The 11,710-nt window shown below is 52.8% G+C and carries 15 protein-coding genes; 8 read left to right on the plus strand and 7 right to left on the minus strand.

The genetic code is table 11. The annotated features are described in order from the left end of the window. Positions 1-9: 9 nt before the first annotated feature. Genes rsmB through def form a run of 3 tightly spaced genes read right to left on the minus strand, consistent with a single transcriptional unit; the run spans position 10 to position 2,778 of the window. Positions 10-1,308: a 16S rRNA (cytosine(967)-C(5))-methyltransferase RsmB gene (gene rsmB, locus WKJ03_RS09355; protein ID WP_337841926.1), complete on the minus strand. Its 1,299-nt coding sequence runs from the start codon at positions 1,306-1,308 to the stop codon at positions 10-12. Next, a complete protein-coding gene (gene fmt, locus WKJ03_RS09360; protein WP_337841927.1) occupies positions 1,298-2,257 on the minus strand; it encodes a methionyl-tRNA formyltransferase in 960 nt (319 codons plus the stop codon). The genes rsmB and fmt overlap by 11 nt, the downstream gene beginning before the upstream one ends. Positions 2,258-2,268: 11 nt before the next feature. Then, positions 2,269-2,778: a peptide deformylase gene (gene def / locus WKJ03_RS09365; RefSeq protein WP_337841928.1), complete on the minus strand. Its 510-nt coding sequence runs from the start codon at positions 2,776-2,778 to the stop codon at positions 2,269-2,271. Positions 2,779-2,895: 117 nt separating this feature from the next. Here def and WKJ03_RS09370 point away from each other — a divergent pair, with 117 nt between their 5' ends. The 4 genes from WKJ03_RS09370 (at position 2,896) to WKJ03_RS09385 (ending at position 6,229) form a co-directional block, all read left to right on the plus strand. Then, entirely contained in the window at positions 2,896-4,080 is a 1,185-nt protein-coding gene (locus WKJ03_RS09370; RefSeq protein ID WP_337841929.1) for a LysM domain-containing protein, read from the plus strand. Continuing rightward, positions 4,025-5,113, plus strand: a complete 1,089-nt coding sequence (gene dprA / locus WKJ03_RS09375) for a DNA-processing protein DprA (protein ID WP_337841930.1) — start codon at positions 4,025-4,027, stop codon at positions 5,111-5,113. The genes WKJ03_RS09370 and dprA overlap by 56 nt, the downstream gene beginning before the upstream one ends. 2 nt (positions 5,114-5,115) lie before the next feature. Next, positions 5,116-5,589, plus strand: a complete 474-nt coding sequence (locus WKJ03_RS09380) for a DUF494 family protein (RefSeq protein ID WP_337841931.1) — start codon at positions 5,116-5,118, stop codon at positions 5,587-5,589. Between the two features lie 94 nt (positions 5,590-5,683). After that, entirely contained in the window at positions 5,684-6,229 is a 546-nt protein-coding gene (locus WKJ03_RS09385; protein WP_337841932.1) for a topoisomerase DNA-binding C4 zinc finger domain-containing protein, read from the plus strand. 42 nt (positions 6,230-6,271) lie between these two features. On the opposite strand, the gene WKJ03_RS09390 is transcribed toward WKJ03_RS09385, so the two are convergent. Continuing rightward, positions 6,272-7,423, minus strand: a complete 1,152-nt coding sequence (locus WKJ03_RS09390) for a 5-(carboxyamino)imidazole ribonucleotide synthase (protein ID WP_337841933.1) — start codon at positions 7,421-7,423, stop codon at positions 6,272-6,274. After that, positions 7,423-7,911, minus strand: coding sequence for a 5-(carboxyamino)imidazole ribonucleotide mutase (gene purE, locus WKJ03_RS09395; RefSeq protein WP_337841934.1), 489 nt, complete (start codon positions 7,909-7,911; stop codon positions 7,423-7,425). Before purE ends, WKJ03_RS09390 begins: the two co-directional genes overlap by 1 nt. 92 nt (positions 7,912-8,003) lie before the next feature. Here purE and WKJ03_RS09400 point away from each other — a divergent pair, with 92 nt between their 5' ends. After that, entirely contained in the window at positions 8,004-8,570 is a 567-nt protein-coding gene (locus WKJ03_RS09400; RefSeq protein WP_337841935.1) for an L-threonylcarbamoyladenylate synthase, read from the plus strand. Between the two features lie 2 nt (positions 8,571-8,572). Further along, positions 8,573-9,487: an oxygen-dependent coproporphyrinogen oxidase gene (gene hemF, locus WKJ03_RS09405; protein WP_337841936.1), complete on the plus strand. Its 915-nt coding sequence runs from the start codon at positions 8,573-8,575 to the stop codon at positions 9,485-9,487. 28 nt (positions 9,488-9,515) lie between these two features. Here hemF and WKJ03_RS09410 read toward each other — a convergent pair whose 3' ends face one another. Then, on the minus strand, positions 9,516-9,956 hold the full coding sequence (locus WKJ03_RS09410) for a group II truncated hemoglobin (RefSeq protein ID WP_337841937.1): 441 nt from the start codon (positions 9,954-9,956) through the stop codon (positions 9,516-9,518). Positions 9,957-9,965: 9 nt separating this feature from the next. Between WKJ03_RS09410 and aroE the strand changes: the two genes are divergently transcribed. After that, positions 9,966-10,778: a shikimate dehydrogenase gene (gene aroE / locus WKJ03_RS09415; RefSeq protein ID WP_337841938.1), complete on the plus strand. Its 813-nt coding sequence runs from the start codon at positions 9,966-9,968 to the stop codon at positions 10,776-10,778. Next, complete coding sequence (locus WKJ03_RS09420; protein WP_337841939.1) at positions 10,775-11,023, plus strand: DUF1488 domain-containing protein; 249 nt, start codon at positions 10,775-10,777, stop codon at positions 11,021-11,023. Before aroE ends, WKJ03_RS09420 begins: the two co-directional genes overlap by 4 nt. Here the strand turns inward: WKJ03_RS09420 and WKJ03_RS09425 are convergent. Beyond that, positions 11,020-11,553, minus strand: coding sequence for a gamma carbonic anhydrase family protein (locus tag WKJ03_RS09425; RefSeq protein WP_337841940.1), 534 nt, complete (start codon positions 11,551-11,553; stop codon positions 11,020-11,022). The two genes, WKJ03_RS09420 and WKJ03_RS09425, sit on opposite strands and share 4 nt — an antisense overlap. Positions 11,554-11,710: the final 157 nt, after the last annotated feature.

Below are 11,710 nucleotides of genomic sequence, written 5' to 3' on the forward strand. Positions count from 1 at the left end.
TCTGCGGTATTACCGCGTTGTTTTTCTGAGCTTAGCGTAATAAAAACCGTCCATTTGCTGCTGCCCTGGCAGAATTTGCCACTGGCTGTCGCTGTATTCAGCGGACAGAGGGACTAGTTCAGCATCCTGCTGAGACTGCACAAAAGCACTGATTTGCTGCTGATTTTCGTCTGGCAATACACTGCAGGTGGCATAGAGTAAGATGCCGCCAGGTTTCAGCAAAGGCCAGATTTGCTGCAGAATTTGCTGCTGCAATGCCACCAGGGCGGCGATATCGGCTTTTTTGCGCAACCAGCGAATGTCCGGGTGACGACGAATGACTCCGGTAGCAGAGCAGGGTACGTCCAGCAAGATGCGGTCAAAACTGCGGCCATGGGCCCACAGCTCGGGCGTGGCGGCGTCGGCGGCCAGCACTTCGGCATGGAGTTGCAAGCGTTCCAGGTTGGCATGCACGCGCTGCAAGCGGCGCGGATCTTTGTCCAGAGCCAGCAGCTGCGCCTGTGGTGCCAGCTCCAGGATATGGCTGGTTTTACCACCAGGCGCACAGCAGGCATCGAGAATAGCTTCGCCATTGTGCGGTTGCAAAAAATAGGCAGCGTGCTGAGCGGCTGCGTCTTGTACTGAAAACCAGCCGTCATCGTAGCCAGGTAGTAAGGTGACATCCTGTGCTTGCTCCAGCAGGATGGCGGTTGGCAAATAACTGAACGGCTGGTTGGCACTCAGGCCTTCAGCCTCCAGTGCGGCCATAAAGGCATCAGGCCGGATCTGTTGCTGATTGACCCGCAACCAGAGGGGTGCCTTTTGCTGGTTGGCGTCAATCACCTCTTGCCATTGCTCTGGATAGGCTTGTTGCAGGCTGGTGACTATCCAGCCCGGGTGGTTGGTTTGCACCGCAACATGTGCCTGGCTGAAATCAAAGAGTTCTGGTTGTCGCTGCGCGTTGCGTAGTACGGCGTTGATCAGACCGGTCAGCTTTTGGCCCTTGAGCAGCCGCGCTGCTTCCACGGTTTCACCTATGGCGGCGTGATCAGGGATTCGCAGGAATTTCAGCTGATACAAACCAACGTAAATCAGAAACTGTAAAGGGCGCAGCTGTTTGACCAGCGGTTTGTCCATTAGCTTTTGGCAGACAAACTCCAGCTGAGGTAACTGGCGCATCAGGCCAAAGCAGATTTCCTGCAGCAGGGCTTTATCGGCCGGGTTTTTCAGTTGCAGCTGCGCTTTGGGCAGAACGTCAGACAGGGATTGGCCTAAGTCGACCACTTCATAACAACTTTGCGCCGCCAGCGCCCGCAGGTTAGTCAGCATCTGGCATACTCAGTTGCTGGCCAACCACCAGCCAGTCAGCGCGGCCATTGAGGAAATCCGCCACTTTCATTGGTTTTTTACCGGCTGGCTGTAACTCGGTAATGGCAAGTACACTGTCAGCACATTGAATGGCAATACCTGTTTTATCCACCTGTACTACAGTGCCGACGGCTTTGTGCTGGCTGGGGCGCACTTCAGCTTTCCAGATTTTCAGTTGTTGGCTTTCCAACTGCAAAATACTGATGGGCCAGGGGTTAAAAGCGCGGATTTCGCGCTCCAATGCGGTAGCCTCTTTGCGAAAATTCAGCACGGCTTCGGCTTTATCCAGCTTCTCGGCGTAATTGGCCAGCTGCTCTTGCTGCTCTTCGGCTTTGGCCTGCAGTGCCGGTAAATCAGTTAAAGCGTCCAGTAAGGCGGCCGGGCCTACCTCTGCCAGCTTGTTGTACAGGCTGGTGCTGGTTTCATCCGCTGCGATAGAGCAGGCAACCTTGCTTAACATAGCGCCTGTGTCCAACCCCTCATCCATTTGCATAATGGTGACGCCGGATTCGGCATCGCCGGCCCAGATGGCCCGCTGAATAGGGGCCGCACCACGCCAGCGTGGCAATAAGGAACCATGCACGTTAATACAGCCTAACTTAGGTGCCTGTAACACAGCTAACGGCAGGATCAATCCATAGGCCACGACGACCATCAGGTCCGCATTCAGGGCGGCCAGCTCTTGTTGGGCCGGTGCTTTCTTCAGCGATTTGGGCTGGTAGACCGGGATCTTATGCGCCAATGCCAGTTGTTTGACCGGGCTTTGTTGCAACTGGTGGCCGCGCCCGGCCGGGCGATCGGGTTGGCTGTAAACAGCAATCACCTGATGCTCGGAGTCCAGTAATGCCTGTAAGTGGCGGGCCGCAAAATCAGGGGTGCCCGCAAAGATGATACGCAGTGGAGTGGTCAAGGGATATCCTGTCAGATTGCTTTAGCGAGCCGGGCTTCTTTTTCCAGTTTCTTTTTGATCCGGTCACGTTTTAACGGTGACAGGTAATCAATAAAGAGTTTGCCCACCAGATGGTCCAGTTCGTGTTGCAGGCAAATAGCCAACAGGCCATCGGCGTCGAATTCGAACCACTCGCCCTGTTCATTCTGCGCTTTCACCCTTACTTCGGCGGCGCGCTCCACTTTGGCGTAACTTTGTGGTACCGACAGGCAGCCCTCTTCGTAACAGGTGTCACCACTTTTCGCGATGATTTCCGGGTTAATAAAGACCTGTGGCTGGTTACGCTCTTCTGACAGGTCAATCACCACCACCCGCTGATGAACGTTCACCTGGGTTGCTGCCAGACCAATGCCATTCTCGGCATACATGGTTTCCAGCATGTCTTTGCAAAGCTGGCGGATCTCGTCATTCACTTCGGCAACGGGCTTAGCCACGGTGCGCAAACGTTCATCTGGGTAATGTAAAACGGTCAGTACTGTCATAGCCGGGAGAAAAATCCTGTCTGTTGTTAAGGCTGTGCTATGGTCTAATTTTAGCCATTTCTCTGGCGGATGGATAGCATAGCGGGCCGAAAAGGCCTGTCCGCAGGCGGGGATCGGATGAAACTTCAACTGATTGGGTTAATTTTCGGCGCTCTTTGGACAGGTCAAAGCCTGGCTCAGCAACTGACCTTAAAGGCGGATGCTCCGGTACAGTATCAGGTGAAAACCGGTGACACCCTATGGGATATTGCCGGTCTCTACTTAGCAAAGCCCTGGCTTTGGCCTGAATTATGGCAAGCGAATCCTGCAGTGAAGAACCCTGACCTGATTTATCCGGGCGATATTCTGATGCTGAGGTTTGATCCAGATGGCAAGCCTGTGCTGCAGAAAAATGAAAGTGAGCATCCACTTACTTTTGTGGTGCAGCAGGGCAGCGCTGGAAATGATGCGGTGATTAAACTGCGGCCACGGATCCGTAAACAACAGTCGGCCACTGCGCTTGGGTTATTGCCATCCTCTGTTATTCAATCTTTCCTGGCCGGACACCAGTTGAAGGCTGAAGCTGAACTGCAGAAGGCCGCTTATGTGCTGGGTGCGACTATGGCGATAAAAAACGCCGTCAGTGGGCATGTGCTTTATGTTCATGGGGAGCTGAGTGCCGAGGTGCAGTATGGCGTTTACCGTCAGATTGGGCCTGTTACAGATCCGCACACTGGCAACGAGCTGGGCACAGAATTGACCCCTTTAGCCCGGTTAAAAATTTTACCTGCGGTTGAAGGACAAAGCAGTGAGATTCACAGGGCTGAACTGACTGACAGTAGGCAGGAGGTCCGGCAGGGGGATTGGGTATTGCCGTTGCGACAGGCGACGGCTTTACCTGCCCGCTTCACTCAGGTGGCTGACCTGGCCGCTACAGGTCAGATCCTCAGCAGTGCTTCGGGGTTGCGAGAGTTTGCGTCCTGGGAAGTGGTACTGATCAACTTAGGGACAGTGCATGGCGTGCAACCTGGTCAGATTTTGCCGGTTTACCGCCGTTCTCCACAGGTATTGGGTGAGCGGCCGCCACGTTACTCCGAAGACAGTGATGCGTGGGGCCGGCTGGCGGGCGCTTTGTATCGCAAAGTGGAGATGCCATTTGAAGCCGTAGGTCAGATACTGGTGCTGGAGCCTCAGGCCTATGCCAGCTTTGTGATGGTGGTGGATGCACAGCAACCATTGCGGCTGGGCGATCGAATAGGAGGGCAGGATGCCGTCGGGAAAAATTCACAAACTGCTGGCGGTTCCGGGGCTGAACGGCCCTGATGTATGCCGCTGGTTAGCACATTACGACCTGGATGAACTGGTGGCGCTGCCCCAGCCGGTGTTGTTGGAACTCGGCTGGACGCCGGGGCAGATCGATGTTCTGGCTTCATTAACTCAGGAAAAACTAACGTTGGCTGAGCAATGGTTGAGCCAAAGTGATACTCATCATTTGCTGTTGTACTCAGACCCAGACTACCCAGAACTACTGCGACAAACCAAAAATCCACCTTACCTGCTGTTTGTCCGCGGCGATAAGTCTCTGCTGGATCAGGCACAGATTGCGATAGTCGGCAGCCGACATCCAACCTCCACCGCCAAACAAATAGCCCGTCAGTTTGCTGCAGAACTGGCGACACTAGGCCTGATTGTTACCAGTGGAATGGCGCAAGGCATTGATGGCTGCAGCCATCAGGGCGCGTTGGCGGGCGGCGGAAAAACCCTGGCGGTATTAGGCAATGGCCTGCAGCATATTTACCCTAAACAGCATCAGGCGCTGGCTGAACAGATAGCCGCTCAAGGAGCGTTGGTTAGTGAGTATTGGCCCGACACGCCCCCCAAGGGGGAGCATTTCCCCCGACGCAACCGTATTGTTGTGGGCATGAGTCTGGGCACTTTGGTGGTGGAAGCTGCAGAGAAAAGTGGCTCCTTAATTAGCGCCCGACTGGCGGCTGACGAAGGTCGGGAGCTGTTTGCAGTGCCAGGGTCTATTTACAATCCGCAGGCAGCCGGTTGTCATCAGCTCATCCAACAAGGTGCCAAATTAACCACTTGTGTGAAAGATATACTGGAAGAGTGGAGCTTTTTGCAAAAACCAGGTCTAACCCTACAAAAGGACAGTAAAAAAAATGCCCAAACAGGCTTGTTTGACTCCGCCATGTTGGCTAACGTAGGAGATGAGGCCACCGCTATTGATACCATAGCCGAGCGTTGTGGTTTACCGGTTGCGCAAGTCTCAATTGAATTACTTCAGCTGGAATTGGCCGGTGAAGTGGCAGCAGTACCTGGTGGTTACATCAGAGTGAGGAGGGCCTGACTATGTTTGATATCCTCATATACCTGTTCGAAAACTACATCCATAACGAATCAGAAATTTATGTTAACCACGCCGACCTGACCAAAGAGCTCAGCAACGCCGGTTTTCATAATGACGATATATTCAAGGCACTGCGTTGGCTGGAAAGCCTGTCTGAGCTGCAGGAAAGCCACGTCAAACCTTATCTGACCAAAACTCCCAGTAACGCGGTGCGTATTTTCACCGTGGATGAACAACGCCGGCTGGATACTGAATGCCGGGGTTTTCTGTTATTTTTGGAACAAATTAATGTGTTAGATGCTCCAACCAGGGAAATGGTGCTCGACCGGGTGATGGATCTTGACCAGAACCATGTCAGTTTGGACGACCTGAAATGGGTGGTGCTGATGGTGCTGTTTAATGTGCCCGGGCATGAAAATGCTTATGCGCAAATGGAAGATTTGATTTTTGACGAACCGACAGGCCCTTTGCATTAGCGGGGGCTTCTTTGGCTGAAAGCCTGAACCGGCTCTGCACTGGCTTCAGGCTTTCGGTTATACTCCGCGCTGCTGCGTGAGCCGGAGGAAAATCATGTCCACAGAAACGCTTTTTTCCCATGAAAAAGCGGCGGAGCCCTGCCCGCTGTGTTCCAGCCCTTTGCAGATTAAAAGTGGCAAAAATGGTCCCTTTTTAGGATGTTCGGCTTATCCTGCCTGTAATTACCTGAAAGCGCTGCATCCCCATGAAAATACAGTGGTCAAAGTGCTGGACAACGAACTTTGTCCAGAATGCCAGCACCCATTGGCTGTCAAAAATGGTCGCTATGGCATGTTCATTGGCTGCAGTAATTACCCGTCTTGCCACTTTGTGGTTCATCCACAGGAAGAAAGCCAGGCCAGTGGGATCCTTTGCCCGTCGTGCAAAAAGGGAGAGCTGGTTGAGCGGATCAGTAAATATGGCAAAAGCTTTTATGGCTGCAACAGGTATCCGGAATGTAAATTTCTGGTGAACTTAAAGCCTGTTGAAGGGCAATGTGGGCATTGTGGTTTTCCATTGCTGCTGGAAAAACCTTCTGCCTCTGGTATGAAACTCATCTGTGCAGACAAAAAATGCCAGCAGTTGCAGAGCAGCCAATAAAAAGGGCCATTCTGGCCCTTTAAACTCAGTGTAGTGCGGCTGTCAAACTTTGGCTGCCAGTGCTTTGGCCACGTCAGCCACTTCCGGAAAGGCGGCTGCTGGCAACAAAGCACTTAAAGCCAAAAAGCGTTCGGCCAATTGAGCTGGTGTGTCACCACAGATGTTGATATGGCCCATTTTACGACCAGGTCTTTTACCTTTACCGTACCAGTGCAGGTGGCAGCTTGGCAGGCTGAGTATGGCGGGGTTCACTGTATCTTCGCCCAGAATGTTGACCATTACGGTCGGGCGAACCAGAGCTGTGCTGCCCAGCGGTAATCCGCACACTGCGCGTAAATGGTTCTCAAACTGGCAGGTGTCCGCGCCTTGCTGAGTCCAGTGTCCTGAGTTATGCACCCGCGGCGCAATCTCGTTGACCAGTAACTGATCGCCTACCTGGAAAAACTCCAGCGCCAAGACGCCGACATAATTCAGCTGGTTGGCTACAGCGTCAAACATTTGTTTGGCTTGTGCTTGTAAATCCGTATCACCCGGCAGAGCTTGTGAGACGGCCAGTACGCCATTGACATGATGATTTTCTGTCAACGGATAAACCACTGTTTCGCCCAAGGCATTGCGGGCACCGACCAGGCTGACTTCGCGGTCAAAGCGGACAAACTGCTCTGCAACAATGGCTTGGGGCAGGCTATGTTCTGCACCAGCCATAAAGGCGGCAATATCGGCCCAAACATCGGCTGCATCCGCAGGCTGTTTTAAGCGCCATTGGCCTTTGCCATCGTAGCCAGCTAAGGCGCTTTTCAGCACTAAAGGTAACCCCAACTGTTCTATGGCGGCATAAAATTCGCTTTCGGTGTGGATGATTCGATAAGCGGCGTTGGCTACGCCTGCCTGATCCAATAAAGCTTTTTCCTGACGACGGTCACCACCGGCCTTAATGGCGGTGCTGTTGGGCAGAAATTTCCCACTGGCTTCACACACAGCTTGCACTGGGTATGGGATATGTTCGAATTCAGAGCTGACCACGTCAGCAGCGGCGACAGCCTGTTCCAGAGTGAGTGGATAGACTTCGCCTGTGACCGGGTGCTGTACTTTGGCTGAGTTCACATCATAGGCGGTCACTTTCAGGTTCAGCGGCGCCCCTGCCAGAGCCATCATCCGCGCCAGCTGTCCGGCGCCCATTACTAACACATTCATCAGTTGTCCTCAGCAGGGTTGGGGTGAGCCAGTACAGAATCCGTTTGCTCTTTACGGAAGGCATCAATCTTAGCCATCAGGGCATCGTCTGAGGTGGCCAGAATTTGAGCCGCCAGCAAACCAGCGTTTGCCGCGCCGGCGTCACCAATAGCCAAAGTACCCACAGCCACACCTTTAGGCATTTGCACGATGGACAGTAAGGAGTCCAGGCCTTTTAAGGCTTTCGATTGCACCGGAACGCCTAACACTGGCAGGCTGGTAAAAGCGGCCGCCATGCCTGGTAAGTGAGCGGCACCGCCTGCACCTGCGATAATCACTTTTAAGCCACGGCTGGCTGCAGCGCCGGCATAGTCAGCCAGTAGCTGTGGAGTTCTGTGCGCGGAAACTACAGTTGTTTCATAGGGAATTTGAAATCTGTCGAGCATATCGGCGGCGTTTTTCATCGTTGGCCAATCCGATTTAGACCCCATGATAATACCTACTTTCATTGTCGTTTCCTTAAAGCATTGCAGAACTGGCATAATTAAAGGCGCTATTATAGCCAGCTCGCCTGTAGCGGCCAACTTAAGACGTGGACTTTATGAGTAAACACCCCCAATTGAATGACGCCGTGGCTGCGTTGCAGCAAGGCAAAGTCATTGCTTATCCGACCGAAGCCGTGTTTGGCGTCGGTTGTGACCCGGACAATACAGACGCCATTGCTTTGTTGTTGCAGATCAAACAACGACCAAAAAGCAAAGGGCTGATTCTGATAGCGGCAGACTTTGACCAATTACTGCCTTATATTGCCGCCGAACAGATCACGGATGAACAACGTCAGCTGATGTTTGCCAGTTGGCCAGGCCCTGTGACCTGGGTGGTGCCGGCGTCATCACGTTGCAGTGACTGGCTGACCGGTCAATTCAGTACTATCGCGGTACGGGTCAGTGATCATCCACTGGTGCAGCAGCTGTGTCAGGTTTATGGCAAACCTGTTACCTCGACCAGCGCCAATTTGTCAGGGCAGGAGCCTGGGCGCTGCACGGCAGACGTTGTAGAGCAATTGGCGGATCAACTGGCGGTCATTATCGACGCGCCAACAGGTGGCCGGACTGCGCCTTCAGAAATTCGTGACTTAGCCTCAGGGCAAATATTCAGAGCGGGATAAAGATGCAACAGGTCGACAAACAACAGGTTAAGCAGTTCTTGCTGGCGCTGCAGGAAAACATCTGCGCTCAGCTAAGTGCTGTGGATGGCATCGCACATTTTGTGGAAGATAGCTGGGACAGAGCCGAAGGTGGTGGAGGCCGTTCTCGGGTGCTGACGGATGGGGCCGTGTTTGAGCAGGCTGGTGTGAATTTCTCGCATGTGTTTGGCGACAAGATGCCGGCTTCAGCGACGGCGCACCGGCCTGAATTAGCTGGCCGTAACTTTGAAGCCATGGGCGTGTCTCTGGTGATCCATCCGTCCAATCCTTATGTGCCAACCAGCCATGCCAATGTGCGGTTTTTTATTGCCGAAAAAGAAGGTGAAGCGCCAGTCTGGTGGTTTGGCGGCGGTTTTGACCTGACGCCTTATTACCCCTTTGAGGAGGATGTGCTGCATTGGCACCAGGTCGCCAAAGACTGCTGCGACATTTTTGACGCAAGTTACTACCCCAAATACAAAGCCTGGTGTGATGACTACTTCTATCTAAAACACCGGGGTGAAACCCGTGGTGTGGGTGGCTTGTTTTTTGATGATTTGAATGAAGCCGGTTTCGAACAAAGTTTTGCTTTTATGCGGGCCGTTGGAGATGCCTTTTGCCAGGCCTACATTCCTATTGTCGAAAAACGCAAATCAACCGAATACGGTGAAAGGCAGCGGCAATTCCAGTTGTACCGTCGTGGCCGCTACGTCGAATTCAACCTGGTGTTTGACCGCGGTACTTTGTTTGGTTTGCAAAGTGGCGGCCGCACCGAATCTATTCTGATGTCGATGCCACCTTTGGTGCGCTGGCAATATGGCTATCAGCCTGAAGCAGGTTCGCCGGAAGCTAAGTTATATGAGCGTTATCTCAAACCACAAAACTGGCTGAATCTCTAAAGGTGAAAAGGCGGCAATGGCCGCCTCTTTAGTTATCGCTGTTGATCATATGACTGGCCAGTTGGCTCAGGGCTTCTTTTAAACCGCCGCGCAGCAGTTTGTCTTCCACCACCTCTTCCAGCGCTTTGTTCATGCAGAACATCCACTGGTCGCGTAGTTGGGGTGTCACAGTAAAAGGCATATGCCGCATCCGTAATCGCGGGTGACCGTATTTCTGCTCAAAGAGCGAAGGGCCACCCAGCCAACCAGATAGAAATTCGTAGAACTTTTGCCGGATACTGTCCAGCGGCAACGGATGAATCGCATACAGCTCGGCGCTTTCTGGCGCTGCAGCCATAATGTCGTAGAATCGGTTAGCCAGCCGGCGGGTTGCTTCTTCGCCGCCAATTAATTCATAAGGGGTGACTTGTGGCGTGGGGTGACGCTTGTTATCGTCGGGTTTAAGCATTTTCTTCAGCAACTTCAACATAGGATTATCGTGGACCGTTACGCAGTATTTGGGCATCCGATTGCACATTCAAAATCGCCGCTGATCCATAGCTGGTTTGCCGAACAAACCGGGCAATCTTTGAGTTACGAGGCCATTTTAGCACCGAAGGATGGCTTTGCCGAATCCTGGCAGGCCTTTGTCGCTGCCGGTGGTAAAGGCGGAAACGTGACAGTGCCCTTTAAAGAACAGGCGTTTGCGCTGGCAAGTCAGCTCAGTGACAGAGCAAGGCTGGCTGGGGCGGTCAATACTCTCTATATAGATAACAGTGGTGTTTTGTGTGGTGACAATACCGATGGGCTGGGTTTGGTGGCTGACTTGCGCCGTTTAGCTGTGCCTCTGGCCAATGCCAATGTGCTGGTCCTTGGTGCCGGAGGTGCTGCCCGTGGTGTCGTTGGGCCATTAGTAGCGGCTGGTGCTGCCCGCGTGCATCTGGCCAATAGAACGGCCAGTAAAGCGGAGCAGATCGCCGCTTTGTTCCCGCAGCAGGTTAGTGCTTCTGGTTATCAGGAGATCCCTGTGGAGCCCTGGCATTTGGTGATCAACGCCACCTCCAGTGGTTTGACGGCTGAACGCCCGCTGCTGGACCAGGTTCATCTAAAGCATGCTTTGTTGGCGTATGACATGTTGTATGGCAAAGACCCTACCGCATTTATGACATGGTGTGCAGAGCAGCATGTACGCTGTGCCGATGGGTTGGGGATGTTAGTTGGTCAGGCCGCTGAGGCTTTTGCAATCTGGCGTGGGGTGAAACCTGCAGTTGAGCCGGTATTGGCACGGCTACGTCAGGAGCTTGGGTTATGAATCAGCAACTGATCTTTAATCACGATTTTGCCTGGCACCAGGCTGAACAAGCCGTGCAATGCAGTTGCCTGCAGTCCGGCCTGAAGATTGTGGTTTATATAAAAAAGCCCGAAGGCTGGTTGGAGGACGCCTGGGTTCTTCAGGTAAAAGAAGACTACTTTTTCTGGGAAGAAGAAATAGAGGCTGCATTAGAAACACAACCTCTGGGCCATGATGCGGTGCTGCGATTAGAGGGTGCGGCTTAACATTCAGCCAGATACTCGTCTTTTAGCCGCACATAGTTTTCTGCTGACTGGGGCAGGAATGCTAACTCAGCTTCTGTCAGTGGGCGGGCCTGTTTTACTGGACTGCCTACATAAAGGAAGCCGGATTCCAGCCGTTTACCTGGGGGTACCAGAGAGCCTGCGCCAATAATCACATTATCTTCTACTATGGCGTCATCCATCACTATGGCACCCATGCCAACCAAAATCTTATTTCCCAGCTGGCAACCATGCAGCATGACTTTATGACCTACAGTGACTTCATCCCCAATAACGAGTGGCGAACCTAAAGGGTTCTTTGATGTTGGCCGGGATACATGGAGCACAGAGCCATCCTGCACATTGGTCCGGGCTCCTATGCGAATTCGGTTCACATCACCGCGAGCGGCGACCAAAGGCCAGATACTGCTGTCTTTACCAATTTCAATATCCCCCACAATAACTGCGGAGCCATCTATATAGACGGCTTCGGCAAGAGTGGGCGCTATACCTTTATAAGAGCGTAGGGACACAAAAACCTCCTGAATTTAGCTTGAGTATGCTAGAAATGTTTAAAAAAAGCACCTTTCGTTCAAAAGTCAGGCGAACGAGCGTAGATTTATAAGTTTTCTTGTTTTCCCTGTTGCGCGAGTTCAAAAACTCCCTATAATGCGCGCCATGCCGACGGGG

The organism is Rheinheimera sp. (assembly GCF_037442525.1).
Taxonomy (GTDB): Bacteria; Pseudomonadota; Gammaproteobacteria; order Enterobacterales; family Alteromonadaceae; genus Pararheinheimera.